The sequence below is a fragment of the Chloroflexia bacterium SDU3-3 genome, from assembly GCA_009268125.1.
Lineage (GTDB): Bacteria > Chloroflexota > Chloroflexia > Chloroflexales > Roseiflexaceae > SDU3-3.
The window spans coordinates 32067-58837 of the sequence record WBOU01000019.1; the positions used below are offsets into that span (position 1 = coordinate 32067).

General features: G+C 67.7%; 21 protein-coding genes. 10 read left to right on the forward strand and 11 right to left on the reverse strand.

Going from position 1 to position 26771, the window contains the following annotated elements; all coding sequences use genetic code 11:
- Positions 1–768 precede the first annotated feature (768 nt).
- Complete coding sequence (locus F8S13_23500) at positions 769–1227, forward strand: nuclear transport factor 2 family protein (protein ID KAB8140443.1); 459 nt, start codon at positions 769–771, stop codon at positions 1225–1227.
- Positions 1228–1294: 67 nt separating this feature from the next.
- On the opposite strand, the gene F8S13_23505 is transcribed toward F8S13_23500, so the two are convergent.
- From F8S13_23505 to F8S13_23515, 3 genes are all read right to left on the reverse strand, one after another.
- Positions 1295–2536, reverse strand: a complete 1242-nt coding sequence (locus F8S13_23505) for an aminopeptidase (protein KAB8140444.1) — start codon at positions 2534–2536, stop codon at positions 1295–1297.
- Positions 2537–2592: 56 nt separating this feature from the next.
- Complete coding sequence (locus tag F8S13_23510) at positions 2593–3966, reverse strand: ribosome biogenesis GTPase Der (protein KAB8140445.1); 1374 nt, start codon at positions 3964–3966, stop codon at positions 2593–2595.
- A gap of 197 nt (positions 3967–4163) precedes the next feature.
- A complete protein-coding gene (locus F8S13_23515) occupies positions 4164–5717 on the reverse strand; it encodes a DUF512 domain-containing protein (GenBank protein KAB8140446.1) in 1554 nt (517 codons plus the stop codon).
- Between the two features lie 473 nt (positions 5718–6190).
- Here F8S13_23515 and F8S13_23520 point away from each other — a divergent pair, with 473 nt between their 5' ends.
- Positions 6191–7039, forward strand: coding sequence for a hypothetical protein (locus F8S13_23520; GenBank protein KAB8140447.1), 849 nt, complete (start codon positions 6191–6193; stop codon positions 7037–7039).
- Between the two features lie 247 nt (positions 7040–7286).
- Here the strand turns inward: F8S13_23520 and F8S13_23525 are convergent, their stop codons facing one another.
- A complete protein-coding gene (locus tag F8S13_23525) occupies positions 7287–8759 on the reverse strand; it encodes a gluconokinase (protein KAB8140448.1) in 1473 nt (490 codons plus the stop codon).
- An 83-nt stretch (positions 8760–8842) separates the two neighbouring features.
- On the opposite strand from F8S13_23525, the gene F8S13_23530 reads away from it, so the two are divergent.
- Positions 8843–9178, forward strand: a complete 336-nt coding sequence (locus F8S13_23530) for a hypothetical protein (GenBank protein ID KAB8140449.1) — start codon at positions 8843–8845, stop codon at positions 9176–9178.
- A gap of 1038 nt (positions 9179–10216) precedes the next feature.
- Here the strand turns inward: F8S13_23530 and F8S13_23535 are convergent.
- Both F8S13_23535 and F8S13_23540 read right to left on the reverse strand, forming a co-directional pair.
- Positions 10217–10609 carry a 6-O-methylguanine DNA methyltransferase gene (locus tag F8S13_23535; GenBank protein KAB8140450.1) on the reverse strand — a complete coding sequence of 131 codons (393 nt, stop codon included), beginning with the start codon at positions 10607–10609 and terminating at the stop codon, positions 10217–10219.
- A gap of 12 nt (positions 10610–10621) precedes the next feature.
- Complete coding sequence (locus F8S13_23540) at positions 10622–11917, reverse strand: S41 family peptidase (GenBank protein ID KAB8140451.1); 1296 nt, start codon at positions 11915–11917, stop codon at positions 10622–10624.
- Between the two features lie 796 nt (positions 11918–12713).
- On the opposite strand from F8S13_23540, the gene F8S13_23545 reads away from it, so the two are divergent.
- Positions 12714–14702 (forward strand): hypothetical protein, encoded by a 1989-nt coding sequence (locus F8S13_23545; protein ID KAB8140452.1) that lies wholly within the window; start codon positions 12714–12716, stop codon positions 14700–14702.
- A 75-nt stretch (positions 14703–14777) separates the two neighbouring features.
- Positions 14778–15824 (forward strand): peptidase M19, encoded by a 1047-nt coding sequence (locus F8S13_23550; GenBank protein KAB8140453.1) that lies wholly within the window; start codon positions 14778–14780, stop codon positions 15822–15824.
- A 52-nt stretch (positions 15825–15876) separates the two neighbouring features.
- On the opposite strand, the gene rocF is transcribed toward F8S13_23550, so the two are convergent.
- Positions 15877–16779 (reverse strand): arginase, encoded by a 903-nt coding sequence (gene rocF, locus F8S13_23555; protein KAB8140454.1) that lies wholly within the window; start codon positions 16777–16779, stop codon positions 15877–15879.
- A 722-nt stretch (positions 16780–17501) separates the two neighbouring features.
- On the opposite strand from rocF, the gene F8S13_23560 reads away from it, so the two are divergent.
- Entirely contained in the window at positions 17502–18197 is a 696-nt protein-coding gene (locus F8S13_23560; protein KAB8140455.1) for an aspartate/glutamate racemase family protein, read from the forward strand.
- 74 nt (positions 18198–18271) lie between these two features.
- Here the strand turns inward: F8S13_23560 and F8S13_23565 are convergent, their stop codons facing one another.
- Positions 18272–18469: a twin-arginine translocase TatA/TatE family subunit gene (locus F8S13_23565; GenBank protein ID KAB8140456.1), complete on the reverse strand. Its 198-nt coding sequence runs from the start codon at positions 18467–18469 to the stop codon at positions 18272–18274.
- 273 nt (positions 18470–18742) lie between these two features.
- Between F8S13_23565 and F8S13_23570 the strand changes: the two genes are divergently transcribed.
- From F8S13_23570 to F8S13_23580, 3 genes are read left to right on the forward strand one after another with little or no spacing between them, the layout of a single operon-like run.
- Positions 18743–19327, forward strand: coding sequence for a response regulator transcription factor (locus F8S13_23570; protein KAB8140457.1), 585 nt, complete (start codon positions 18743–18745; stop codon positions 19325–19327).
- A gap of 19 nt (positions 19328–19346) precedes the next feature.
- Entirely contained in the window at positions 19347–20027 is a 681-nt protein-coding gene (locus tag F8S13_23575; GenBank protein KAB8140458.1) for a response regulator transcription factor, read from the forward strand.
- Positions 20028–20030: 3 nt separating this feature from the next.
- Positions 20031–21458, forward strand: coding sequence for a HAMP domain-containing histidine kinase (locus tag F8S13_23580; GenBank protein ID KAB8140459.1), 1428 nt, complete (start codon positions 20031–20033; stop codon positions 21456–21458).
- A gap of 144 nt (positions 21459–21602) precedes the next feature.
- Here the strand turns inward: F8S13_23580 and F8S13_23585 are convergent, their stop codons facing one another.
- From F8S13_23585 to F8S13_23595, 3 genes are all read right to left on the reverse strand, one after another.
- The gene (locus F8S13_23585; protein KAB8140460.1) at positions 21603–22094 is read right to left on the reverse strand and encodes a hypothetical protein; all 492 of its coding nucleotides are present in this window, start codon (positions 22092–22094) and stop codon (positions 21603–21605) included.
- Between the two features lie 83 nt (positions 22095–22177).
- Positions 22178–23191, reverse strand: coding sequence for a Gfo/Idh/MocA family oxidoreductase (locus F8S13_23590; protein ID KAB8140461.1), 1014 nt, complete (start codon positions 23189–23191; stop codon positions 22178–22180).
- Positions 23192–23302: 111 nt separating this feature from the next.
- A complete protein-coding gene (locus tag F8S13_23595) occupies positions 23303–25168 on the reverse strand; it encodes a B12-binding domain-containing radical SAM protein (GenBank protein ID KAB8140462.1) in 1866 nt (621 codons plus the stop codon).
- A gap of 123 nt (positions 25169–25291) precedes the next feature.
- Here F8S13_23595 and F8S13_23600 point away from each other — a divergent pair, with 123 nt between their 5' ends.
- Positions 25292–26656 carry a signal recognition particle protein gene (locus tag F8S13_23600; GenBank protein KAB8140463.1) on the forward strand — a complete coding sequence of 455 codons (1365 nt, stop codon included), beginning with the start codon at positions 25292–25294 and terminating at the stop codon, positions 26654–26656.
- The last annotated feature ends 115 nt before the right edge of the window (positions 26657–26771 follow it).

The following is a 26771-nucleotide window of genomic DNA, read 5'->3' on the forward strand; positions in this document are numbered from 1 at the left end:
GGACTTCGGGATGCGGCAGCGCGCCCCATCACGCGTGCCAGACCATGCATACCATAAACGATGCGCAAACCCATGATCGTGGTATACCAGCCCACTCCGCCCATGCGGCGAAGGTGCCGCACATGTTTTGCTGGCCATATGCACGAACACCAGATGCCTGATTTTGGCATAGGAACGCTGCAAATTGGGGTTCCAAGGGGCAACGCCCCTGGCGGGGTTCCAAGGGCGCGGAGCCCTTGGTGCCGCCCGCACAGGGCAGGCACCACCATCCAAAAACACCCACTATTCCACGAAGGCGCAATCTGGCTCAATCAACCGCAACGCGCCGTTTCGTCAACAACGCCTCAGAAAACCATACAAAGTGACACCATGTGAGGGGCAACGCCCCTGGCGGGGTCCAAGGGCGCGGAGCCCTTGGACCCCGCCCGCACAGGGCACCCCCCAGCAACCGCGAGGAACCATCATGATCGAGGCCGCAGCCGGTCGGGCCGATCGGAGCTGCGCGAGAAAGTGCGCCGATAGAGGCAGTCACCCAGCAACCGCGAGGAAACATCATGATCGAGGCCGCAGCCGGGTCCGCCCGACCGCGTAACGCTCGAAGCATTGCCTACGATTGGGCGGACGGGAGCCGCCCGAGAAAGCGACATCATGTGAGGCTACCCCTGTCCAAAAGATCACATGCCACTCGGCCTTGGCGCGCATGTCCAGAACCCGCCGCTGGCGTATGCTTCCCCCAACGGAGCACAGCGAGCGTAAGGAGCAAAAGCGATGGCGAGCTATCAGCGGGAGCAGGCGGGGCAGGCGTGGGTGCAGGAGCTGCTCGACCGCAGCGAGATTACCGATCTGGTGTATCGGCTGGGGCTGTGGCTGGATGATCGGCAGTTCGAGCGGGCGGGCGAGATCTTCACCGAGGATGCCGAGGTCGAGTCGCCGGGCGGGGTGGCGCGCGGCCTCGCCCAGCTGGCCGAGCAGGCCCGCCGCAACCATATGGCCTTCGCGCAAACCCACCATGTCACCACCAACATCCTGATCGACCTGCGCGGCGACCGCGCCGACATCCGGGCCAACCTGATCGCCACCATGGTGCACCGCGCCGAGAAGGGCTCGCCCTTCTACCAGCTCGGTGAGCGCTACGAGTTCGTGGCGGCGCGCACCGATGTGGGCTGGCGCTTCTCTAGGGTCAAGTTCACGCCAGTGTGGACTTCGGGCGAGCGCGAGCTGAGGTAGCATGCACAACGCCCCGCCTCGCCGAGCAGATCGGCGGGCGGGGCGTCGCTGTGCCTGGCGGGTGGGGCTAGACCTCGAAGGCCCACTCGCCCTGGCGCATCACCGGCTCGCGCGCGCCGTCGGCGGTGACGCCGTCGATATCGACCTCGCCGGAGCCGATCATGAAGTCGACGTGGATGGAGCTATCGTTGCCGCCCGCTGCGGTGTAGGCCTCGTTGTCCATGGTCGTGCCGCCCTCCATGGTGAAGCGGTAGGCCATGCCCAGCGCGATGTGGCTGGCGGCGTTCTCGTCGAACAGCGTGTTGTAGAAGATGCGCTTGGACTGCGCGATCGGCGAGTGCTCGGGCACTAGCGCCACCTCGCCGATGTGGGCCGCGCCCTCGTCCATCTGCACTAGGCGGCGCAGCAGCTCCTCGCCCTTGCGGGCCGAGACCTCGACCACGCGGCCCTCGCGGAATGTCACGCTGAAGTCCTCGATCAGCGAGCCGCCCACATCCAGCGGCTTGGTGGCGCGCACGGTGCCATCCACGCGCATGCGGTGCGGCATGGTGAACACCTCCTCGGTGGGCAGGTTGGCCACAAAGCGCACGCCGCGCTCGCTCTCCATCGCCCCACTGATCCAGATGTGGTTGTCGGCCAGGCCGATCGTCAGGTCGGTGCCGGGGCCGGTGTAGTGCAGTGCGCTGTAGCGCTTGGCGTTCAGGTAGGCGCTGCGCGCGGCCAGGTGGTCGATGTGCTTGCGCCAGGCGTCCACCGGGTTGGCCTGGTCGATCCGGCAGATCGAGAAGATCGCCTCCCACATCTGCTCTTGCTGCTCGGCCTCGGGCGTGTCGGCGAAGACCTTGGCGGCCCAGCCCTTCGAGGGCGACGCCACGATCGACCAGTTCAGCGCGCTGCGGGTAATGCGGGCGCGCATGGGCTGCGAGTTGACCGCCGCCGTCTTCTGGGCCTGGGCGATCAGCTCCTGATCCTCGCCGCTCATCAGGCTGGGGTCTTCCGAGGCGATGCTGATCATGGCCGCCCCCGCGTCGATCAGCTCGACGATGCTGCGCACCTGCCAGCTGGGGTACTCGCCGAATGAGTCGCGGGCGGCGTAGCGGTAGCGGTTGAGCGTGATCTGCTCATCCGCCCAGAACACGTGCACATAGGGCGCGCCATTCTGGTAGGCGCTGCGGGCGATCTCCCGCACCAGGGGGGCCGCACCGAGATCGCTGCGCACGATCAGGTGCTGGCCCGGCTGGAGATTTGCGCCGACCTGAACGGCTACATCGGCGTAGCGGCGGAGCTTCTGTGCAAAGGGTTCGGCCATGATATGATCTCCTCGTGTATCTGCGCGGCTGGCGTAGGGCCATGCCTGGGGTGGCATTAGGATTTCTTGCTTTTCTTCTTCTTGTCTTTCTCGGGCTCCTCGCGGCTGCGGAACACCACCTTGATCGGCGTGCCGGTGAAGCCGTAGGTCTCGCGGATGCGATTTTCGAGGTAGCGCCCGTAGCCCCAGTGCACCTGCTCGGCATCGTTGGCGAAGAACAGGAACACCGGCGGCTCGGTCTGCGGCTGAGTGGCGTAGAACAGCCGCAGGTGCGCGCCCTTGTGGATGGACGTAGGCTGGTGGTCGAACACCGCCTGGCGCAGCAGGTTGTTCAGCTCGGATGTCGAGATGCGGCGCTTGCGCTCGTGCTGGATCTCCAGCGCGGTGGGGATGATGCGGTCGACGCGCTGGCCCGACAGCGCCGAGATGAACAGCAGCGGCGCGTAGGGCATAAAGGCGAACTCCTCGCGCATGTGGCGGGTGAAGGTGTTGAAGGTCTCGTCGTCCTTCTCGATCTTATCCCACTTGTTGACGAGGATGGCCACACCCTTCATCTGCTCCAGTACCATGCCGGCCACGTGCTGATCCTGGGCGGTCACGCCCTCGGATGCGTCGATCAGCAGCAGGGCCACGTCGGCGCGCTCGATCGCGCGCATGGCGCGCAGCACGCTATACTTCTCGATGCCGCGGTCGATCTTGCCGCGCCGCCGAATGCCTGCCGTGTCGATCAGCAGGATGCGCATGCCGTCGATCTCGATCAGCGTGTCGATGGTGTCGCGGGTGGTGCCGGGCACGTCGCTCACCACGCTGCGCTCGTGGCCCAGCAGCCGGTTCAGCAGCGAGGACTTGCCGACGTTGGGACGCCCGACCAGCGCGATCTTGATGTCGGCCTCGATCTCGTCCTCATCCAGCGGCGGCAGCGACTCGGTGAGCTTGTCGAGCACATCGCCGGTGCCCAGGCCGTGGTAGGCGCTCATGGCGATGGGGTCGCCCAGGTTGAGGGCGTAGAACTCCACGGCGTTCATGGCGCGCTCGGGGTTGTCGGCCTTGTTGGCGACCACCACGATCGGCTTGTAGGTGCTGCGCAGCACGTCGGCCACCTCTTGGTCGGCGGTGGTCAGGCCCTCGTCGGAGTCGACGAGGAACAGGATGGCGTCGGCCTCCTGGATGGCCAGCTCGGCCTGGCGGCGCACGTGGCGGGCGATCTCGATGTAGGGGGTGCCCTCGGTCAGGTCGGCCTCTTCGAACAGCAGGCCGGCGGTGTCCACCACGGTGAAGTCGCGCCCGTTCCAGTTGGTGTCGCCGTAGAGGCGGTCGCGGGTGGTGCCGGGCAGATCTTCGACGATGGCGCGGCGCTCGCCGACCAGGCGGTTGAAGAAGGTGGATTTGCCGACGTTCGGTCGGCCAACAATAGCGACAATAGGCTTCATATGCTCGTAGCTCTACTCAAAGCGCAAAACAGTGATTTTTCGTGTGCTCAGCAGGATTTCTCTTCAACCAGCAGGCGGGTTGCGCCCCGCGCTTGTTTTGCCCAGACCCTACCCGAACCCCATAGCCACTGTTCAACAAAAAAGAAAAGACGGCCATCGAGGGCATCCCCATGGGGATGCCCTCGATGGCTAGGTGCCTAGACGGCCTTGGCCATGGCGCGCACGTAGCGCACCAGCTCATCCGGCTCGCCTGCGATCGCCACCGGCACGCCCGACTCCTGGGTGATCTGGTCGAGCGTGTACTCATCCAGCGTGCGCTTGCCGGTGTGGTCGAACATCACGCGCGGCAGCAGGGCGCGCTGCGAGCCGCTCTCGCGCAGGGCGCTGGCCACATCTTGGCCGGTGAGCAGGCCCGAGACCGTGACCATCTCGCCGAAGAACTGGTTGACCACCGGCAGCAGCCGCACGCTCAGGTTCTCGATGGCGTTGAGCCGATCGACCACGCGCTGCAGGATGGGCGATATCAGGGTGCCGCAGGCCAGGGTCAGCTGGCTGGGCTTGGGCATGCGCGCGGGCAGCTTGCGCTGCTCTTTGGCCCAGCAGTCGAGGAAGTCGCGGGTCATACCCACGCCGTTCGAGTACTGCGGCATGTCGTCGTAGGCGTCGGCGGGCGGCATCTCGCGCCCGGCCAGGATGTAGAACTCGTCCGACGGGTAGACGAGGTTCAGCCCGTACTGGGCCTGGAACTGCCGCTGGTAGCCGCCGACCAGATCGATGATCTGGCCCGCCTCCTCGCGGGTGTAGCAGCGCATCGCCACGTCGGTGGAGACGATCTGGCGGGCGCAGTAGCCCAGCGTGTCGCCCACCGAGGGCGCCGCCGGGCTGCCCACCAGCGGGATGCTGGCGCTGGGCTTGCCCTGCTGCTTCTCGAAGGCCTCATCCCACAGCGGCTGCTTTTCCCAGTTGGTGTCGATCCACTCGGGCGTCTCGTGCACGTGGATGGCGGCGCGGATAGTCTGCGGGGCCTTGCCGGTGAAGCGGTACTTGGTGAGGCCCACTGGCACCACGGCGATCGACTGCACCACCGGGTGCATGGCGGCCAGCTCGCGGATGCTCTGGTGCAGCGCCGGGCCGTCGTTCACGCCGGGGGTGGAGACGATCTGGGTGTGGACGGCGACGCCCAGGTCGCCGAAGCGCCTGATCTGGTCGAGCACGTTGGGCACGTCGTGCTTGCCCAGCATGATCGCGCGCAGCGTCGGGTCGGTGGCGTGCACCGAGACATACATGGGGCTGAGGTGCTGCTCCTCGATGCGCTGCCAGTCTTCGTCCTTCAGGTTGGTCAGCGTCACGAAGTTGCCGTACAGGAAGCCCAGCCGGTAGTCGTCATCCTTCAGATACAGCGACTTGCGGAAGCCCTTGGGCATCTGGGTCAGGAAGCAGAACGGGCACTTGTTGTTGCAGGTGCGCAGCCGGTCGAACAGCGGCTCGACAAACTCGACGCCCAGCTCTTCGTCGGCGTCCTTCTCGATCTCGAAGGCCATGAGCTCGTCGCCGCGGCGCACCACCAGCTCGACATTCTCCTCGGCGATCAGGAAGCGGTAGTCGATCACGTCGCGCAGCTGCTTGCCATTGATCGAGACAAGGATGTCGCCTGGGGCGAGCTCAAGATCCTCGGCGATGCTGTCTGGCTCAATCTCGGAGATCGTGCCGCCCGCGCCTGTGATATTTTTTAGATCTGGTTGGTATTCCATGATCTCCAGTGGGAAAGCTGGCTGAGATGCGGTATCTCGCTGCCGCTTGGTTGGGGCCGCGCGCCGCGCGGGCCGATTGCATACAAACAAAAGCGGGCATTACCCCGCACGCTCTGGGTATTATACCATAGCGATGCGCTTTTCTGCCCCCGCGCTCCAGGCCCGCTGTGGAATTCTGTTAACCGGGTGGCGATCTGTCAACGCTCTTCGGCCCCGCGCGCCGCGCTGGCCTGGGCCGCTGTGGTGCGAAAGATCGGCCTTTTGTCCCTCGCTGCTGCGGCTGGGGTGCGCTATACTACGATGCCGAGCCGAAACTTATGCCGCCAACCAAACGTCTACGCTATAAGCGCGCCGCCTGCGGCTCGGCTGGATGCGTATGCCCTGCGGCGGCTGCGTTGTAATAAGGAGTTATTGTGGCAGCACGCCAGTTTCTCTGGGTGCCGCTCGCAATGGTGCTATGTTGGGGGTGGCTGATGTTGCCACACCGCGTGCTCAATGTCAGCGCAGCCATTGACACGCGGCCTCGCGAGATCGCGAAGTCTGCGCCATCGCTTGCCGAGTACCCCATCCGCGCCGCCGAGCGCCAGGCCCCCTGCCTCTCCAACGAGGCCTTCATCCGCCCCGAGTTCCAGCGCCAGATGCGCGAGCTGCGCCCGGCTATCCTGGCCTCGGCGGCGCGGCACAACCGCCCAGCGATCTCGGGGATGAGCAACCACGAGTTTGCGGTGGCGATCGCGGCGGTGCTCTACAACGAGCATTTCGGCTGGTTCGAGGAGGAGGTGAAGCCCGCCCGCAGCTTCACGCCGCTCTACCAAGACCTGCAGATCCAGGCCAACCACATCGGCGCGAACCTGAGCGTGTGGCCCGCCAACCTGCGGCCGTCGGTGGCCGAGGAGATCCTGCGCGGCCACGTGCCGGTGCCGCCGCCCACCAACGTGATCACGCGCTCGATCGTGGTGGCGGGCAGCCAGATCGACCCGGCGGCCTACCCCAGCAAGAGCGAGCTGTACCGCGCGATCACCCGCGAGATCGCCGACCCGCACCTGGCGGTGGAGTATCTGGCCGCGAACCTGGAGCGCGGGGTGGACCGCGCCAGCTACGAGGGCGTGCCGCTGACGTGGCGCACGCTGGCGGCCTGGCACAACCAGGGCATTGTTGCCCCCAGGGAGATCGCCGCCAACGCCACGGCCTTCGACTATGTGCGGCGGGCCTCGGCCTACCTGCCTGCGGCGCGCGACCTGATCGACCGCGAGCTTTCGTGCGCAAACTCGCGCTGCACGCTGGCCCAGCACCTGGCCGAGGTGGCCAGCAAGCTGCAGTAGCGCAGCACCCTGACCGAGGCAGGGCCTACGCACCGAAGATTCTTTACCACGAAGACGCGAAGGCTCGAAGGGGGAACCTTTTACCACCAAGACACCAAGGGAAACGAAGATGGCTCGAAGGTCTCCTCATATTTTTTGAGTCGTCGAGTCTTTTTCTTCTAGGTGTTTGGCGCGTGATCGAGGCCGCATAGAATCTATCGACACGAGGGCGCTGGATACCCATCCAGCGCCTTTTGTGCGCCCCGCGCTACCCGCCGATCAGCTGGCGGTAGAGCGCCTGCTGGCGCTCGATGGCGGCCTGGTAGATCGCGTGGGTCTGCGGGTCGGGCGCGTAGGTCGCGCCCTGGGCGGCGGGCAGATCGGCCATGTCGGCGATCGCGCCGATGGCGACCAGCGCCAGCAGCGCCGCGCCCCGGCTGGTGGCCTCGCCCTCGCCCGAGGCGGTGATCGGCAGGCCGATGGCGTCGGCGCAGATCTGCATCCACACGTCCGAGCGCAGCAGCGAGCCGCCGCTGGCCAGGATTGTGGGCGTGGCGTCGCTGGCCCCGCGCATGGCCCGCGCGATCAGAGCGAAGCGGTAGGCCACCGCCTCTAGCGCGGCGCGCCCGATGTCGAGCGGGGTGGTGGCCATGGTCATGCCGGTGATGGTGGCGCGGGCGTCGCCCGCCCAGCCGGGGCTGCGCTCGCCCGCGAAGAAGGGCAGGATGGTCAGCCCGTGGCTGTCGGGGGCCACGCTGGCCAGGGCGGCGTCGCCGGGGCCGGGCAGCTGGGTGGTGCGCTGCAGCCATGCGAAGACATTGCCGCCCTCGCTGGTGGCGCCGCCCAGCAGCGCGCGGCGGGCATCCACGCGGTAGCACCACAGCCCGGCGGGCATCGCATCCACATGCTCGCGCACCACGCGCATGGCCCCGGTGGTGCCCACGGTGAGCGCCATGGTGCGGCTGTCCACGCAGCCGCTGCCCAGGTTGGCCGCCGCGCCGTCGCCGATGGCGGGCAGCCAGGGCACCTGGGCCAGGGCGGGCCAGCGGCTGCGGAACGGCGCGGCCAGGCCCATCAGCGGCGCGCTGGCATCCACCACCTCGCCCAGCAGCTCGCGCGGCACGCCCAGCGCCCCCAGCAGCTCGGCATCCCAGCCCAGCGTGCGCCGATCCAGCAGGCCGCCCCACGAGGCGGCGCTGCTGCTCACGCGGCTGCGGCCAAACAGCCGCCGCTCGATCAGCTCGCCCAGGGTGGCCAGGGCGCGGGTGCGCCGCCACACGTCCGGCTGGGTGCGCTGCAGCCAGGCGATGCGGGCTGGCCAGTAGCTGGTGCGCAGCAGGCAGCCGGTGCGCTGGTGGGTATCGCGCTCGTCGAGCCGCTGGCGCAGCAGCGTGGCGTCGGCGGTGTTGCGGGTGTCGGCGTAGGTGATCAGGGGCGTGAGCGGCTGGCCCGCCGCATCGAGGGCGATGAAGTTGGACACGAAGGTGTCGATGGCTACCGCGCCGATCTGGCCTGCCAGCGGGCCAGCTTTGGCCAGGGCGGTGTCGATGCAGCGCGCCATCGCGTCCAGCAGCGCCTCCGGGTCGAATATGGCGGCGCCATCCGGCCCCGTGGTCATCTCGGTCGGCTCTTTGGCGAAGATGGCGTCGAGCGGTCGGGCCTGCCGGTCGAACAGCAGGGCGCGGGTGGAGGATGTGCCGATGTCGATGGTGAGGACGTAGGGGCCTTCGTTGGCGGTCATGGGGCATCTCCGTTGCTGCTATGCCTGCGCCCCTTGGCTCTGGCGCAGGTCTTGGCGGTGTGCCCTATTGTAGCGCGGGGACGGTGCATTTTGACGCGGGGCTGGTGCATTTTGGCGCTATCGGTGCGATGCAATCGGGTTCCTGGGTGGTGCAATCGGGTTCCTGGGTGGTGCAATCAGGTTCCTGGGTGGTGCAATCGGGTTCCTGGGTGGTGCAATCGGGTTCCTGGGTGGTGCAATCGGGTTCCTGGGTGGTGCAATCGGGTTCCTGGGTGGTGCAATCGGGTTCCTGGGTGGTGCAATCGGGTTCCTGGGTGATGCAATCGGGTTCCTGGGTGATGCAATCGGGTTCCTGGGTGATGCAATCGGGTTCCTGGGTGGTGCAATCGGGTTCTGGTGATGATGATGGTTTCTCTTGATTGGTGGGTGCATGCCCTACGCGGGCGGCGACTAGGGGCCAGCCCCTAGTGACCCCGCCATGGGGCTGCGCCCCCTTGGAACCCCCAATTTGAGGCGTTCCTCTGCTGTTCCCTGGCCGCTGGTATTCGTGCATATGGCCAGCTTGCCGTCGCAGCACCTTCGCCGCATGGGCCAGGTGGGGAGGGTTGGCCCGCCGCTTTCTCCTGCGTTTTTTCTCCCCTTGGTGTCTTCGTGCCTTCGTGGTAAAACGGTTCTTTATTGGTTGGTGGGTGCGTGCCCTATGCGGGCGGCGACTAGGGGCCAGCCCCTAGTGACCCCGCCATGGGGCATCGCCCCCTTGGAACCCCCAATTTGAGGTGTTCCAATGCTTTTCCCTGGCTGCTGGTGTTCGTGCATATGGCCATCAAGACGTTAGCAGCGCCTTCGCCGCATGGGCCAGGTGGGGATGCATCGACGATGATGAGGCATTGCGGTTATCGCCCCCGACCCGATGATTACAATGAGCCGCACCGGGTGTAGGGGCGGACCTGGTGTCCGCCCCATCGCGATGCGCCGCGTGCATCGAGGCCCGATCCGATGCTTATGGCGTGTTCCGATGCGCTCCGCGTTTTATCGTACGCATCGCACGGTATCCGATGATACCGATGAAACGCGGCGTGGGTGGACACGAGGCCCGCCCCTATGGCAATGATGACATCGCGCGCATGCCCGGCACGCCGTTTCATCCCGATACCCCACCCAAGAACGTGGCACCTGTTGAGGGTGTAACCCCCTTCGATTTTCAAATGTTGAGCGTTCCAATGCTTTTCCCTGGCTGCTGGTGTTCGTGCATATGGCCATCAAGACGTTAGCAGCGCCTTCGCCGCATGGGCCAGGTGGGTAGGGCTGGCCCGCCGCTTTCTCCTGCGTTTTTTCTCCCCTTCGTGTCTTCGTGCCTTCGTGGTAAAACGGTCCCTTGGTGTCTTCGCGTCTTCGTGATAAAAAAAAGCGCCCCGCCGACCAGGGCGACCTGATCGGCGGGGCGAAGGGACGGCGGGCTAGAACAGCGAGAGCTGCTCGCCGCGCTCGCCGCGCTCGGGCAGCGGGGTGAAGCCGTGCTCGGCGGCCCACTGGGCGCTAGGGCCATCCCACTGGTGGCGGGCCATGCGCACGCGGCCCTGATCGTCGAAGCTCACGCCCTCGGCCTCCAGCAGCTCACGCTGGCGCAGCCCCCGCGTGCTGATCCCGCCCTCGCGGCTGACCACGCGCTGCCAGGGCACCTCGGCGGCGCGGGCCTCGGCCAGGCCGCCGAGCGCCGCGCCCACCTCGCGGGCATCCAGCCCGCCCACCACGGCGGCGATCTCGCCGTAGGTGGCCACCTGGCCATGCGGGATCTGCTGCACCGCCAGGTAGACCCGCTCATCCAGCTCGCTGGGGTGAAATGGCTGCATGGTGCCTCGCTTCTACTTCTTGGCCTGCTCGCCCACCAGTTCCAGGGCGCGGTGCAGCTGCTTGTCGGTGGTCTCCTTCAGCTGCTCGGGGGTGAGCGTCGAGGCCTCGCTGGGCGAGAGCGGCAGCGCGCCCGCGTCGAGCGTCACGGTCTCGTCGGGGGCGATGCCCACGCCACGCACCTCCTGCCCCTTGGGCGTGAGCCACTGCGAGGTGCCCAGCAGGATGCGCCCGCCATCGTTCAGGTCGTACTGGTTGAGCACGGTGGCGGTGCCGAAGGTCGGCTCGCCGATCACCTTGGCGCGGCCCTGGTCGCGCAGCGCGCCCGCCAGGATCTCGGCGGCGCTGGCGGTGTTGTTGTTCACCAGCACCACCATGGGCACATCCAGCGCCACCCCGCCGTCGTGGGTCTTGTAGGGGCTCTGCTTGCCGTCGCGATCTTCCTCCAGCAGCACCACGGTGTCGGCGGCCATGAACTGGCTGGCGATATCGACCAGCGAGGTGACGTAGCCGCCCGGGTTGTTGCGCAGGTCGAGCACCAGCGACTTCATGCCCTGCTGTTTGGCCTCCTCAAGCGCCTGCTTCATCTCGTCGCTGGATGGCGACGAGAACTGCGAGAGCTTGATCAGGGCCACGCCATCGGGCAGCATGCGCCAGGTGACGCTGGGCACCTTGATCTCGTCGCGCACCACATCGATATCGACCGCCGAGGTGCTGCCGGTGTGGATGACGCTCAGCCGCACCGTGGTGCCGCGCGGCCCGCGCACCAGGGTGCGCAGCTCCTCCACCGTCACGCCGAACACGCTCTTGCCATCCACCTTCATGATCAGGTCGCCTGGCTTGATGCCCGCGCTCTCGGCGGGCGAGCCTTCGATCGGCTGCACGATCAGGGGCTGGCCGTCCTTCACATCGATGTAGGCCCCAATGCCCTCGAAGCGGCCCTGGAGCGACTCCTGGTACTCCTGGGCCACCTCCTTGGGCAGGTAGCGGGTGTGGCCCTGGTCGCCCAGGCTGTCGAGCATGCCCTCGATCGCGCCGTCGGTCATCTTCTGCGGCACCAGCGCCTTGGTATCGACATAGTTGCTGGATGCGATCTGCCAGGCCTGCCAGAAGGTGGCGAACTCCTTGCACTCTTCCTGCGCCAGCGGGCAGCTGCCGTTGGACTGGAAGGGCAGCAGGCCGCGCCCCATCAGGAAGCTGCTGGCCACAAAGCCGCCAGCCAGGCCGATCGCCAAGGTGAAGACCAGCAGCGGCAGCACGATGCAGCCAGAGATCTGGAAGCGCCGCTGTGGGAGGGGTGATTCTTGCATTGCGTTCTTTCCTATGCGCCATAGCGCTACCGACTGTCGATGTGGTTGCCAGTATACCATCAGGGCTTTAGCGCTGGATGAGAGAAGCGCAAGGAGCCGGGTTCTCTTCTGGGCGATAGAAAGGCTAGCGCCGATGAGCCCCGAAGATGTTTACCACGAAGGCTCCAAAACAGGTGTCACTGCCAGCGATGCGACCATGGCCGTAGGGGCGGGTCTCGTGCCCGCCCATGGCGCATTGCGATGCACACGCCGTGGGCATCGGGCTGGGACGATGAGGGCAATGCGCTGCATCGACGAATCCTACCCACCCGGCCCATGTGGCGAAGGTGCCGCTCGCGCCAGCTGGCCATATGCACGAACACCAGCTGCCAGCATTCGGTATCGGAACGCTGCAAATTGGGGGTTTTGAAGGGGGCAACACCCTCTCGCGGGGTTCCGAGGGGCTGGCCCCTCGGCGCTGCCCGCGCAGGGCATGCACCCACCAATCAAACACTACCGCCATCGTTTTATGGGGAACACGTCAAGAATCTGACACCATGTGATCGCGCGTCACCGCGCCAGGATGACCGGCATCGGCGATGGCGCACCAGCACATCCCACCTGCCAAAAGCGCCGCGCTGCGCGATCTACCTGCGTATTTGCCCCGCTAGGTTCTTGACATCCCTTCTGCTGCGGTGCTACCCTGTAGCCACTCGCAGCAGCCCAATGGAGCGCCAATCGCATCGTATTCGCAGCCGATCTGGTGTGCGCTGCTGGGGCGCTTGATTTAGCTCGGCTCAGCCTAGAAGGAGCTACTGTGGCACCGAACGAACCGACGATCGCCAGCATCTTGCGGGATCTCGCCAACGAGTATGACGCGGTGGTCCCCGCGAGCGAGATCTACGGGCGGGTGCTTGAGCGCCGCCCCACCAGCGCCAAGCGGCCAGAGTCTGTCATCCGCAACCAGCTGCGCACCGATGGCCCTAGCATGGGCTGGGTGTCGATCAGCCCGCAGGAGCTTATCCCGCTCCATGTGGTGCTGCAGGGCCTGCGCTTCCGCCTGACCCCCTCGGCTGCCGAGATCGCCGCCGGGGCCATCCAGGCGCTCTCGCTCTACCCCTTTATCGGGGCCGATGAGGCCACGCCGCTGCAGTTTGTGGATGCGGCCCAGCGCCCGATCGTAGGCGGCTTCTCCACGCTCGATCTCAACAAGTACCGCTACCTGCGGCCCGAGCCTGCGGCGCTGTCGCTGGGCGGCTGGATGCGCCAGGCGGGCGTGCAGGCCGGCGACAGCCTGCTGGCCACCGTGGCCAGCGTCACGCCGCGCGTGATCGTGCTGGAGCGCGAGCCTGCCGCCGCGTTCCGCCGTGCCGAGGCCGAGCGCCAGGACCGCGAGCTGGCCGACGCCCTGGTGGCGCTCACCGCGATCGGCAGCCGCGCGGCGCGCCAGCCCCACAACAGCGTGCTGGCGGTGTTCGCGCGGGCCGCGTGGCGCACCGGCTACCCCGGCAGCGCCTGGCAGCATGTGGTGCAGGCCGACCGGCGGCTGCACCTGGCCCAGGGCGCGCTGATCGAGAACCTGAACACCACCACGATGTTTACCTTCCTGATGGACGAGGAGGGCCAGAGCAAGCTGGAGAGCAACCTGCTGCATGAGATCTTCGCCTTCCAGCACGAGCTGCTGGCCACGCGCCGCCAGGATGCCGCGCGCGGCCTGTGGGATGGCTTTAGCGCCCGCGCATCCTCGGCGCAGACGATCTTCGACCTAGAGCACCACGCCCAGCAGATCCTCTACGGCGGCAAGATCAACACGCTGGAGGACCACACCGCGACGATCGAGGAGAACCTGTCGGATCTAGAGTACGAGGCCGACCCGGCGGATGCCCAGGTGCTGCTTGGCGATATGCCGAGCCTGGGCTTCGGCCTGGGCGACTTCGAGCCAATCGATGACGTGCAGTCGTTTGTCGAGCAGAACCCCGAGGTGGCCGAGGCCACCCGCCGCCTGATGGCCTCGCTCACCCCCGACGAGCAGCGGCGGCTGGATGCGGCCCGCACCATGGAGGATGTGCAGCAGGTGCTTGGCCCCCACCTAGCCGACCTGCTGCGCACCGAGCCATCGCTGTTCGTGCCGCTGGTGGCCAAGGGCGATGGCTCGCTGGACACCAACGGGGCCAACATCCAGGCCAAGGGGGCACCGCTCGATCTGTCTGGCCTGCCCTCCCCCGACCTGATCGCGCCCGACCTGGCGTGGAGCGATGACGAGGACGGCGACGACTGGGACGAGGACGACGATGACGACGACTGGGACGAGGACGACGATGACGACGACTGGGATGAGGACATCGACATCTTTGTCGATAGCCGCCAAGCCCGCCGCGCCATGGCGCGCAGCAAGGCCCTGATGGCCCAGTTTGTCGACTACCAGGTGCGCCACCGCAAGTCGCGCCAGACATCCCAGTCGCGCGCGGATGACCTGTGGCTCTACGCCGATTTCCTGAGCCACTACTACGGGCACGCGCTGGATGCGGGCGGCTACGCCACGCTCGATGAGTTTCTGTTCTTCTTCTACCCGCGCAAGGTGATGAACAGCACCGAGCGCCACGTGCGCGAGATCTGCACCTCGGTCAAGCAGTTCTACGCCTTTCTCAAAGCCGAGAAGATCATCGATGACGACGCCTTCGCCAGCGCGATCTGGCAGCGCCGCGATCAGGCGGCCCGCGTCATCCAGCTGTTCGATCAGGTGGACAGCGACGCCGAGCAGTTCGAGCGCATGTTCGCCCACCTGTTTGCACCATATACCGCCTAGTACACCGGTGCTGTACACCTGTAGGATGCCGACCCGCAGCAGCGCACTGCGGGCGGCTGGGAAGCCTGGCCGCTAATGATCATCGACGCACATCTCGACATCGCCTACAACGCCCTCAACTTTGGCCGCGACTACACCCTTTCTGCCGCCGAGACCCGCCGCCGCGAAGGCCCGCGCGATTTGGATATCGCCACCGTGGGCCTGCCCGACGCGCTGAAGGCTGGCCTAGGGCTGGTGTTCGGCACGCTGTTTGTCTCGCCTGCGGCGGATGCGCTGCACTCGCCGATCGTCTACCACACCCCCGAGGAGGCGCATCAGCAGGCCCTCGATCAGCTGGCCTACTACCACGGCCTGAGCGCCCGCCACGATGTGGTGATGGTGGAGCGCCAGGCCGACATGGCCGCGCTGCTGGCGGCCCGCGCGCGCGGCCAGCAGCTGCAGGGGGTGGTGGTGCTGATGGAGGGGGCCGACCCGGTGCTTGCGCCGAGCCAGGCGGCGGAGTGGCAGGCGCGGGGCGTGCGGATCATCGGCCCGGCCTGGAAGGCCACCCGCTACTGCGGCGGCACGGGGCAGCCGGGGCCGCTCACGCCGCTGGGCCGCGAGCTGATGGGCGAGCTGCGCGCCGCCGGGCTGACCCTGGATGTGAGCCACATGGCCGAGCAGAGCTTCTGGGATGCGATGGGCCTGTTCGACGGCCCGGTGATCGCCTCGCACTCGAACTGCCGCGCGCTGGTGCCCAACTCGCGCGCCGACCGCCACCTCTCCGACGAGATGATCCGCGAGCTGGTGGGGCGCGGCGCGGTGATCGGCACAGTGCTCTACAACCGCTTCCTAGTGGAGGGCTGGACCCAGGAGCAGGGCAAGCGGGCGGTGGGCCTGGATGCGGTGGTGGCCCATATCGACCACGTGTGCCAGATCGCGGGCGATGCGCTGCACGTGGGCATCGGCAGCGACTCCGACGGCGGGTTCGGCACCGAGGCCACCCCGCGCGAGATCGACACCATCGCCGACCTGCCGAAGATCGGCGAGGCGCTGCTGGCCAGGGGCTATAGCCAGGCCGATGTGGATGCCGTGATGGGCGGCAACTGGCAGCGCAAGCTGGGCGAGATTTTGCCTGCCTAGCCCGCCCGCCGCGACGCCAGGGGCTGCCCCTGGCGTCTTTTTTTGCCAAGCGCTAGTAGATGCGCTTGCCCAGCGCCGAGAGCGCCACCTGCACCGCCAGCTCGGCGGTGGCGTTGCGCTGGTCGAGGATGGGGTTTACCTCCACCAGATCCATGCTCAGCATGCGCCGCGAGTCGCTTACCACCTCCATGGCCAGGTGGGCCTCGCGGTAGCTGATGCCGCCCGGCACCGGCGTTCCCACGCCGGGGGCCGCGCTGGGGTCGATAGCGTCCATGTCGAAGCTCAGGTGGAACCCGGCGTTGCCCGTGCTGGCGTGCACGATCGCCTCCTCCATCACCGTGGCCATGCCGCGCCTATCGATGTCGTGCATGGTGAACACGTGGATGCCCGAGGCCTTCAGCGCCGCGCGCTCCTCGCGGTCGAGGTCGCGGATGCCCACCAGCGCCACCTCGCGGTCGCGCAGCACCGGCGTGCGCTGGCCGATGCCCAGCAGCGCGGGGTGGCCGCGCCCGGTCAGGGCGGCCACGCTCATGCCGTGGATGTTGCCGGATGGCGTGCTCTCGGGGGTGTTGAAGTCGCCGTGGGCGTCGACCCAGATCAGGCCCGCCCGCCGCCCGCCCCAGGTGGTGCCGCTCACCGAGCCGATCGCGAGGCTGTGGTCGCCGCCCAAGATCAGCGGGAACTGCTGGGCCGCCACCGCCTCGGCCACACGCTGGGCCAGGGCCTGGTTCACGCCCACCAGCGGGTCGAGGTAGCGCAGCCGCTCATCCGCGTCGGGGATGGCGAACTGCTCGGCCAGAGGCACAGCGATATTGCCGGTGTCCACCACGGTGTGCCCAAGCTCCTCGATCCGCTCCTTCAGCCCGGCGAGCCGGATGGCGCTCGGCCCCATGTCCACGCCTCGGCGGCCCGCGCCAAGATCGACCGGCACACCTATAATTGCGACGGTGCTCATACGATCGCTCCATCCCTCTGTGATCGCCTCGACCTAATGACACAAAAACACGCCCCCTGGGTGCAAAGGGCGCGGGCCGGATGTGCGGCGGTCCTGGGCGATCAGCTGGCAGGCCTCCGGCGGCCCCGTCGCATTGTACCACGAAGCATTTTCACCACCAAGGCACCAAGGGGCCGATTCACCACGAAGACGCGAGGGCACGAAGGGGAGAAATATCGGGGAAAATTGGACTGCCAGCGCTAGGCGTGGCCTTCCCGCTACGGTGGAGATTATGGCCAGCATGCCTTTGCGCGCGTCTTCGCCGGATGGGCTGGGCCAGAGGGCCGCAATCACCCATTCTCGCCACGGCCAAAACCCCACCCACCTGGCCCATGCGGCGACGGTGCCGCTGATGTTTTGATGGCCATATGCACGAACACCTGCCGCTAGGGAGCAGCATAGGAACGCCTCAAATTGGCGTCCAGTGGCCACTCCCCTGGCGGGGTTCCAAGGGCGCGTAGCCCTTCGTGCCGCCCGCGCAGGGCATGTACCCACCAACGAAGAGAACCCTGCATCATCGAGGCCGCAGCCGGTCGGCCCGCCACCGCCGCGCTCCCGCTGAGGAGCCAGCCCTGCGCGCCACCCCACTTATCCCGCACATCTGGGCCGGATTGTCCCTGTTCGTCCCCACCCGCGCCCGCTATCATGGGCGATGTTTTTTGCTTTGTTTGATAGAGGATGCTATGCGCACTATTGGCCTGATCGGCGGCATGAGCTGGGAGTCATCCGCCTCGTACTATCGCATTATCAACGAATCGGTCAAGCGCGCGCTCGGCGGGCTGCACTCGGCCCAGTGCCTTATGTACTCGGTCGACTTCGAGCAGGTGGCCGCGCTGCAGCGGCAGGATCGCTGGGATGAGGCGGGCGCGCTGCTGGCCGACGCCGCCCGCCGCCTGGAGCGCGGCGGGGCCGACATGGTGCTGGTCTGCACCAACACCATGCACAAGGTCGCGCCCGCCGTGGAGGCCGCCGTGGCCATCCCCTTCATCCACATCGTCGAGCCGACCGCCCAGGCGATCGCGCGGCATGGCATCCGCACCGTGGGGCTGCTGGGCACCCGCTTCACCATGGAGCACGATTTCTACCGCGGGCGGCTGGCCCAGCAGTATGGCATGGAGGTGCTGGTGCCCGCGCCCGAGGAGCGCGAGGCCATCCACCGCATTATCTTCGAGGAGCTGTGCCTGGGCCGTGTGCTGCCCGAGTCGCGCCAGATCTACCGCGATGTGATGGCGCGGCTGGCTGAGGCGGGCGCGCAGGGCATCATCTTCGGCTGCACCGAGATCGGCCTGCTGGTGGGCCAGCCCGACAGCCCGGTGCCGGTGTTCGACACCACCGTGTTGCACGCCCAGGCTGCGGCGGAGCTGGCGCTGCGCCCCTAGCGCCATGCAGAAGGCCCCCGCCGCGCCCGCTCAAGAGCATGCGCGGCGGGGGCTGTGTTTGCAGGCGGGTGGCGCTAGGCGTGGGCGGTGGGCGGCTCGCTGTCGGCGGCAGCCTTGCTCTCGCCTCTCGTGGTCTCGCCGCGCATGCTGGTGCGGAACTCGCGGATGCCCTGGCCAAGCGTGCGCCCCAGGCCAGCCAGCCTGCTCGGGCCGAACAGCACCAGCAGAATGGCCAGGATGATCAGCAGCTCAGGAATTCCTAGCTCGCCCATATCCTCCCCCGATCACAGTGATGGCGGCGCGGCCTGCCGCGCCAGCGGCCGCTCGCCAGCCTCGCCGCAGCGAGGCGAGCAGCCCAGAGGTAGTATGCCACTCGCGCATAAGCTGGGAATGAGCGTGCGCTAAGCCCTTGCTAAATCTTCCGTTTGGTGCTTTTATTAGGCAGCATTTATCCTGCGCTCACGCGGGGTTTACCTCTGGGCGGCATAGTTGCGGCGTGGGGCGCAGGCTGCGCCGCCATCTTTTGCATGTGCTTGGGGGAGCCTATGCAAGTGTTCATCCACACGCACGAGCCGCAGTTTGTCGAAGAGGTGCTGTCGCTGGGGCTGGCTGGCGTGCGCTGGATCGCCACCGAGCGCTGGCTGCATCGCGTGGTGGCGGTGTCGCAGGTTGATGCGGTCATCCTGGATGCGCGGCTCGATGCGGCGGCCATGCGCTGCGCCCAGCTCGGCGCGATCTGCGCCGCGCCCATCGTGGCGGTGGCCGCCACCGACATGCTCGACGAGCACGTGGCGCTGCTGCGCGGCGGGGCCACCACGGTGCTGCGCCGCCCCTTCGCCGCCGATCTGCTGGCCCACCTGCAGCGCCGAGGCGCACGGCCCACCCTGGCCGACAACTGGCACCCGCAGTGGGCGCAGCTGGGCCACCACGACGCCCAGCTGCTAGCCATATTGCGCGCCCACCGGGGCCAGGTGGTGCCGCCCCAGTCCCTGCGCGCGGCCCTGCCCGCCTGCGGCAGCCTCGACCGCTCGATCGCCCACCTCAGCCAGGCGCTGCTGCAGATGAATAGCATGATCCAGATCGAGGTGCGGCGCGGCGGCTACCGCCTGGCCCGCCGCACGCTCAACTAAGCACGCGAGGAGCGCTGCCATGGAATACCGTCTGTTGGTGGTAGAAGATGAGGACGAGATCGCCAGCTACCTGCGGCGCGGCCTCTCCTACGAGGGCTTCGCGGTGGATGTGGCCGCCGAGGGCCACGCCGCCCTGGCCCTCGCCCGCGAGCAGATGCCCGACCTGGTAGTGCTCGACCTGATGCTGCCCGGCATCGATGGGCTGGAGGTGACGCGGCGGCTGCGGGCCGTCTCCGACGTGCCGATCATCATGCTCACCGCCCGCGACACCGTGGCCGACCGCGTGATCGGCCTGGAGAGCGGCGCGGATGACTACCTGCCCAAGCCCTTCGCCTTCGAGGAGCTGCTGGCCCGCATCCGCGCCCAGCTGCGCAAGCGCCAGGCCCAGCAGCAGCCCACTACGCTGCGCTACGGCCCGCTGGTGCTCAACAGCGCCGCCCACGAGGTGCGCGTGAACGGACAGCTGGTCGAGCTGACCGCCAAGGAGTTCGAGGTGCTCGACCTCTTTCTGCACCACCCCCAGCAGGTGCTCACCCGCGAGGTGATCTACGACCGCGTCTGGAACTACAACTTCGGCAACGACAGCAACGTGATCGAGGTGTATGTGCGGGCGCTGCGCCAGAAGCTGGAGGCCAAGGGCGCGCCGCGCCTCATCCAGACCATACGCGGCGTGGGCTATGTGCTGCGGGTGGACGAGTAGCCCATGCGCGACCGCATGCGCTCGCTGCGCGCCCGGCTGGCCCTGGGCTACGCGGCCTTCTTCGGGCTGGTGCTGGCCCTGCTATGCATTGGCATCTTCTTCACCGTGCGCGCGGCCCTGCTCGCCGAGGTCTCGCGCCAGCTCGACACCAGCGCCCAGCTCATCCAGCACGACTTCGACGCCAGCAACACCGAGCTGAGCGACTACTTTGACGACCCCGGCTTCATGCTGCGCTCGCACCTGCCCCAGCTTGAGCAGCTGGAGTCGCCCACGCTGCTGGTGCAGGCCACATCGGCGGATGGCGGCACCGTGCTGCGCTCGCCCAGCCTCAGGCAGCTGGGCCTGCCGCTCTCGCCCCACACCCTGGCCCAGGCCGAGGAGGGCCAGCAGGTGCGCGAGGTGGTGATGCTGGGCGACACCCGCATCATGCTGCTCACCCGCACGCTGATCGACGATGCCCAGCGGGTCGGCTTTCTGCAGATCGCCCAGCCGCTCAGCGATATCGACCGCACGCTCACCCTGCTGCTGGCCACGCTCTCGATCACCAGCGCGATCGCGCTGGCCGCCGCCACGCGCGGCGGGGCTTGGCTGGCGCGGCAGGCCCTGGCCCCCGTCGAGCAGATCGCCCAGACCGCCGCCCAGATCGTGCGGGCCGAGGATCTGGCCGCGCGGCTGCCCGAGCCAGCGGTGCAGGACGAGATCGGCCAGCTGGCCCGCACCACCAACGAGATGCTGGCCCGCCTGGAGCGGCTGTTCACCGCACAGCAGCGCTTTGTGGCCGATGTCTCGCACGAGCTGCGCACGCCGCTCACCGCTATGCTGGGCAATATCGAGCTGCTGCGGCGCGGCGCTGGCCGCAGCCCCGAGGCGCTCGACCAGTCGCTGGCGGGCATCGAGCGCGAGGTGGCCCGCCTGGTGCGACTGACGCAGGATCTGCTGGTGCTGGCCCAGGCCGATACCGGGCTGGCCCTGCACACCACCACAGTGGCGCTCGATGAGCTGGTGCTGGAGGTGGTGCGCGAGGTGCACCCGCTGGCGGCGGGGGTGCGCATCCTGCCCGCCATCAGCGAGCAGGTGGCCATCCAGGGCGACCACGACCGCCTGAAGCAGGCCCTGATTAACCTAGTGGTGAATGCCATCCACCACACCCCATCTGGCGGCTGGGTCGAGGTGCGGCTTGAGCAGCGGGGCGATCAGGCCATCCTGGCGGTGGCCGACACTGGCAGCGGCATCGCGCAGGCCGATCTGGCGCAGATCTTCCAGCGCTTCTACCGCGCCGAGAAGGCCACCGGCGGCACTGGCCTGGGCCTGGCGATCGTGCGCCAGATCGTCGAGCGCCACGGCGGCACGATCAATGTGGACAGCACGCTGGGCCAGGGCAGCACCTTCACCATGGCTCTGCCAATGGTGCTGCCGCCTATGCCTGGGTGATCTTGGGAATGTGACTGTCTACCCCGTGGAAACGCGGTCTTCTATCGTGGAGACGCAGTCGTCTACCGTGGAACCATATGATTATTGTGGAAACGCGATACATAACGGCCAGCGGCACACACATGCCGCTGGCCGTTCGCTGGGCTAGAGCTGGTCGGTCGGGCGGTAGTCCAGCCCCGCGCCGCCGCTCTGGTGGAAGATCTCGGCGATGGCATCGACCTGATCATCGGCCACATCCACCGCCACGATGCTGTTGCCCTCGCCGAGACGCTGGGCGTAGGCGCGGGCCTGGGCCTCGCTCAGGCCGCTGTGGGCCAGCACCTCCTCCAGCTGGGCCAGGGCCTCGGCGTGCCTGCGGTTGGCGTTGGCCGCCGTCACCAGGGCGGCGGCGAAGGGGCCAGCCGCGATCAGCGGGCCGATGCCGATGATCGCCAGGCTGGCGAAGCCCAGCGCGGCCAGCGCCCCGGCCCCCACCGCTGTGCCCCCGGCCTCGGCGGCGCTCAGCTGCTGCCCCTCCTTTGCCGCAGGCATGATCACGTTGATCTCGCGCTCGGGGATGCCTTGGCCGATCAGGCGCTCGATCCCCTGTTCGGCCTGCTCGCGCCGCGCGAATACGCCCACGATCCGTGTTGTCATCAGCTCCCCCTTTCGTTTTGGTGCCCCACGCCCATGCCATAGCACGACTATGCCACGTTCTGCGCGCCAGGGGAGCTGCCGCGCTAGATACTGATCGAGACGCGCTGCCCGCTGCGGGCCGACTCCATGGCCGCGAAGACCATGGCCAGCGACTTGATGTTGTCGTGGCACTCGCCCATGGGCGTCGCGCCGGTATCGAGTGCGCGCAGGAAATCGGCCAGCGACCCCGCGATGCCGCCCGCCACCTCGGGCACGGCCAGGCTGCGCGGCCCGGTCTGGGCCACGAAGCCGCCGGGCTGCTCGACCACGTCGGCGCTGGGCGCGCCTGTGCCATCCCAGGTGGCGGTGCCCTTCGGCCCCACCGCGCGCCACTCGGCCTCCCAGGATGTGGGGCGACCCTCGGCACACCAGCTGCCGCGGTAGGTGTAGCGCAGCCCGCCGCTCATCTCGAAGATCGCGGTGGCGCTGGCGTCGCCGCTGTACCAGCTCCATGGCGGGTTGAACTCCTCGCAGTAGACCGCCACCGGGTCGGCGTCGCACAGGTAGCGGGCGGCGTCGAAGGTGTGGATGGCCATGTCGAGGATGAGCGGGCTGGGCATGGCGTCGCGGAAGCCGCCGAAGTGCGCGCCGATGTAGAAGTCGGAGTTGAGGATGCCCAGCGGGCCGGTGTGCTGGTCGATCAGCTGGCGGAAGGCGTGCAGGCGGCCATCGTAGCGGCGGCTCTGGCTGACCATGTAGAGCTTGCCAGCGCGCTCGGCGGCGGCCACCATGGCGCGGGCCTGCTCCATGGATGTGGCCATGGGCTTCTCGCCCAGCACCGGCAGCCCGGCGGCCAGAGCGGCCAGGGTCACGTCGTGGTGGGCCTCGGGGATGGTCACATCCACCACAAAGTCGGGGCGCACCGCCGCGATGGCGCTGGCCAGATCGGTGTCGGCGTGCAGCGGCGGCAGCTCTAGCTTCTGGGCGGCCTTGGCGGCGGCCCCCGGCTGGATGTCGACCCAGCCGCCGATGCGCACGTCGGGGTGGGCGTGCAGGTTCTTCGCCCAGGCCTGGCCCATGCCGCCCGCGCCAACCAACAACGCTGTAAATGTTGACATAGTGTCCTCGTATCTTTCCAAGAGCGCAGTGCTGCGTTGCGGCTATGATAGGCGCAAAATGGCCATGCGGCGAGGGCGAAAAGGCTGCCTGCGCATCGGCCATGCGGATGATCAGCGCGGGAGCGGGCCGTGCCAGACGCGCAGCTCGCCCGCGCGCTCCCAGCGGGCGGCCTGCTCGGGCGTGGCCTGCTCGACCCACACGCCCGCGCCGCCCGCCGCCCGCCACGCGCCCAGCGGGGCCTCGCCGCCCTCGGCCTCCGCACGCCAGATCACCTGTGCGGCCCCCGCGTAGTCGTCCGGCTCGATCTGCTCGGTCCAGGGCACCACCAGCCACAGGCGCGGGCGGATGCGCTCGTAGCCGGGGCCTGGCTGCTCGCGCAGGTACACGGCCACGCGGTCGAGGTAGCCCGGCGCGAAGGGCAGCGCGTCGCGCCAGGCCCGCAGCGCGGCGGGGGATGGTGTGGTGTCGGCGTGGATGTAGAGGTCGAGCAGGCCGCTGGGGTTGGCGCGCAGGTAGGCCTCCAGCAGGGCGCGGTGCTCGGCGCGATCCTCCCAGCGCAGCGCCACATCCACGTGGTAGGCCAGCTGCTCGGCGGCGGGCGGGCTGCGGTGGGGCAGCGCTAGGGTGGCCGGTAGCGCGCCCTCGCGGCCCGCCAGCGTGCGGCGCGGCTCGGGGCAGCCCTCCACCGCATCGGGGTCGACCCCCGCGCCCAGCTTTACCTCGCGGCGCAGCTGGCGCATGGTGGCGTAGTCCATGCGGTCGGTGGCCAGCACGTAGTAGGGCGGCAGCGGCTGGTGGGCGATCTGGTAGCGCTGGGCGTCGCGGCGCACGGCGGTGCCCGGCAGCACCTGCAGTGTGAAGGCATCGTACTCGCCCAGCCGCTCGGCGGCGATAAAGTCGAGGGTCTGGCGGATGCCCTGGGCGTCATCCTCGGGCAGGCCGACGATCACATCCAGCAGCACCTCGATGCCGTGATCGTAGAGGCGGCGGGTGCCTGCGGCCCACTTGGCCAGATCGGTGCGGCGGTGGGCGGCGCGCAGGGCATCCAGGTTGGCCGTCTGCAGGCCCACCTCGGCCACGCGCAGCCCGGCCTGGGCCAGCGCCGCCACGGCGTCCTCGCGCAGGTGCTCGCCGCGCAGCTCGGCGTAGAGCGCCAGCTGGCCGTCGGCGTTCAGGTCGGCCAGCGCGGCCATCAGCGGCTGGAACAGCGGCACCAGGTTCAGGTTGGCCTCGATGAAGTGCACCTGGGCCGCGCCGCGCTCCTTGCCCCAGCGGATCTCGGCCAGCACGCGCTCCAGCGGGAAGTAGCGGCTGCCCAGCTTCGCGCCCATGTTGCGGCCATACAGGCAGAACGAGCAGGCGTAGGGGCACCAGCGCGAGATCTCGACCATCTGCATGCCGCCCGGCTCCAGCGGCAGGTAGCCCAGCAGGTAGGGCGAGGGCACCACCGACAGGTCATCGAGCGCGGGGCGCTCGGGCGTGTGCACCAGCTGGCCGCCCGCGCCGCGGAACGCCACCCCGGCCACGTGGTCGAGCGACAGGGCGGGCAGCCCGGCCAGGCGGGCGGCGAAGCGCTCGACCAGCGCGGCGAAGCTGGCCTCGCCCTCGCCAAACACCCACACATCCGCGCCGGGGTGGCCCAGCACCCATTCGTTCTCGCGCTGTACCTCTGGCCCGCCCACCACCACCACCAGGCCGGGCAGGCGCTGCTTGGCGCGGCGGGCCACATCCAGGCTGCGCTCGCTGTTCCAGGTGTAGAGCGACAGGCCCAGCACATCCGGCGCGCGCTCCACGATCGCATCCACCAGCAGCGCGTCGCCGGCCTCGTCGGCCAGGGCGCGGGGCAGGATGTCGATCTGGGCGCGATCCAGCAGGCCCATGGCGTGGGCGTAGGCCTTCAGGTAGCCCGCCGCCAGCGGCACGTTGGTGACGGCATTATTCGGCACGGGAAGCTGCACCAGCAGCACACGCAGCATAGAAACCTCCTTGCACGGGCATTATACCGCGCACCATCTTATTTGACGCTTGCCCAAGAGCTTGGTACAATACACCAACCGAAGCCAGCGCGCTGGCGCTTTTTTGTGTTTGTGAGAACACGAATGTTTGAAAGCCTTTCCGACCGTCTCCAGACGGTCTTCCAAAAACTAGGCGGCAAAGGCAAGCTGACCGAGGACGATGTCCGCGAGGCCATGAAGCAGGTGCGCATCGCCCTGCTTGAGGCCGACGTGAACCTCAAGACGGTCAAGGAATTTGTCAGCGCGGTGACCGAGAAGGCGATCGGCGAGGAGGTCACCAAAAGCCTCACCCCCGATCAGCAGGTCATCAAGATCGTCAACCAGGAGCTGGTCACGCTGCTGGGCACCGAGCACGTTCCCCTGACGGAGAGCAAGCCCGGCCCCACCGTGCTGATGCTGGTTGGCCTTCAGGGCGCTGGAAAGACCACACTTGCCGCCAAGCTGGCGCTGTTTCTCCGCAAGAAGAACAAGCGCCCGCTGCTGGTTGCCGCCGACATCTACCGCCCAGCCGCGATCACGCAGCTGGAGTCGCTGGGCAAGCAGCTCAACATCCCGGTCTACTCGGAGGGAACCCAGGCCCGCCCGGCGGAGATCGCCGCGCACGCGCTTGAGAAAGCCAAGGCCGAGGGCTACAACCACGTGATCATCGACACCGCCGGTCGCCTTCAGATCGACGAGCCGCTGATGGTGGAGCTTCAGGAGATCGTGGATACCGTCCAACCGGCGGAGCGCCTGCTCGTGGTCGACGCCATGATCGGCCAGGAGGCCGTGCGCGTGGCCGATGAGTTCAACCGCCGCGTAGCGCTCTCGGGCGTGGTGATGACCAAGATCGACGGCGATGCCCGCGGTGGCGCGGCGCTCTCGGTCCGATCCGTCACCGGCGTGCCGATCAAGTTCCTCAGCACCGGCGAGAAGGTCGACACCAACACGCTGGAGCCGTTCCACCCCGACCGTCTGGCTTCCCGCATCCTCGGCATGGGCGATGTGCTCTCGCTTATCGAGCGCGCCGAGCAGGTGTACGACGAAGACCAGGCGCGCAAGATGCAGAAGAAGCTGGTCAAAGGCTCCTTCGACTTTGAGGATTTCCTCAATTCAATGCAGCAGATGCGCAAGCTCGGGCCGCTTCAGGACATCCTGAAGATGATCCCGGGCATGGGGAAGCTTGGCAACATCGACGAGATGATCAGCGAGCGCGAGATGAAGCGGCTCGAAGCGATGATCTTCTCGATGACCATGGAGGAGCGCCGCAACCCCGACATCATCAAGGGGCGGCGGCGAGAGCGGATCGCCAAGGGCAGCGGCACCCAGGTGCAGGATGTCATCGCGCTGGTCAAGCAGTTCAAAGAGATGCAGCGCATGATGAAGCAGATGGGGCAGGGCGGCAAAGGCGGCCGAGGTGGCCGGGGTGGCGGCATCGATCCGCGCGATCTGATGCGGCGGCTTCGCTAGCACGCAGGGGCGCGAGGCAAGCTCCACGCGTACTGTCCGGCGTTATGGGGCAGCGCTGTCGCTTCTAGGTTATAGATTTATCCTTTTCACAACGCGTATTGCGGAGGAAACAAAA

What these genes read in the sequence shown, in the direction of transcription:
- F8S13_23575 (KAB8140458.1), top strand. Translation starts at nt 19,347, where the DNA reads ATGGAATACCGTCTGTTGGTGGTAGAAGATGAGGACGAGATCGCCAGC.
- F8S13_23520 (KAB8140447.1), top strand. Translation starts at nt 6,191, where the DNA reads ATGTTGCCACACCGCGTGCTCAATGTCAGCGCAGCCATTGACACGCGG.
- F8S13_23535 (KAB8140450.1), bottom strand. Translation starts at nt 10,609, where the DNA reads ATGCAGCCATTTCACCCCAGCGAGCTGGATGAGCGGGTCTACCTGGCG.
- F8S13_23540 (KAB8140451.1), bottom strand. Translation starts at nt 11,917, where the DNA reads ATGCAAGAATCACCCCTCCCACAGCGGCGCTTCCAGATCTCTGGCTGC.
- F8S13_23500 (KAB8140443.1), top strand. Translation starts at nt 769, where the DNA reads ATGGCGAGCTATCAGCGGGAGCAGGCGGGGCAGGCGTGGGTGCAGGAG.
- F8S13_23590 (KAB8140461.1), bottom strand. Translation starts at nt 23,191, where the DNA reads ATGTCAACATTTACAGCGTTGTTGGTTGGCGCGGGCGGCATGGGCCAG.
- F8S13_23570 (KAB8140457.1), top strand. Translation starts at nt 18,743, where the DNA reads ATGCAAGTGTTCATCCACACGCACGAGCCGCAGTTTGTCGAAGAGGTG.
- F8S13_23565 (KAB8140456.1), bottom strand. Translation starts at nt 18,469, where the DNA reads ATGGGCGAGCTAGGAATTCCTGAGCTGCTGATCATCCTGGCCATTCTG.
- F8S13_23580 (KAB8140459.1), top strand. Translation starts at nt 20,031, where the DNA reads ATGCGCGACCGCATGCGCTCGCTGCGCGCCCGGCTGGCCCTGGGCTAC.
- F8S13_23515 (KAB8140446.1), bottom strand. Translation starts at nt 5,717, where the DNA reads ATGGAATACCAACCAGATCTAAAAAATATCACAGGCGCGGGCGGCACG.
- F8S13_23595 (KAB8140462.1), bottom strand. Translation starts at nt 25,168, where the DNA reads ATGCTGCGTGTGCTGCTGGTGCAGCTTCCCGTGCCGAATAATGCCGTC.
- F8S13_23525 (KAB8140448.1), bottom strand. Translation starts at nt 8,759, where the DNA reads ATGACCGCCAACGAAGGCCCCTACGTCCTCACCATCGACATCGGCACA.
- rocF (KAB8140454.1), bottom strand. Translation starts at nt 16,779, where the DNA reads ATGAGCACCGTCGCAATTATAGGTGTGCCGGTCGATCTTGGCGCGGGC.
- F8S13_23600 (KAB8140463.1), top strand. Translation starts at nt 25,292, where the DNA reads ATGTTTGAAAGCCTTTCCGACCGTCTCCAGACGGTCTTCCAAAAACTA.
- F8S13_23550 (KAB8140453.1), top strand. Translation starts at nt 14,778, where the DNA reads ATGATCATCGACGCACATCTCGACATCGCCTACAACGCCCTCAACTTT.
- F8S13_23585 (KAB8140460.1), bottom strand. Translation starts at nt 22,094, where the DNA reads ATGACAACACGGATCGTGGGCGTATTCGCGCGGCGCGAGCAGGCCGAA.
- F8S13_23505 (KAB8140444.1), bottom strand. Translation starts at nt 2,536, where the DNA reads ATGGCCGAACCCTTTGCACAGAAGCTCCGCCGCTACGCCGATGTAGCC.
- F8S13_23560 (KAB8140455.1), top strand. Translation starts at nt 17,502, where the DNA reads ATGCGCACTATTGGCCTGATCGGCGGCATGAGCTGGGAGTCATCCGCC.
- F8S13_23510 (KAB8140445.1), bottom strand. Translation starts at nt 3,966, where the DNA reads ATGAAGCCTATTGTCGCTATTGTTGGCCGACCGAACGTCGGCAAATCC.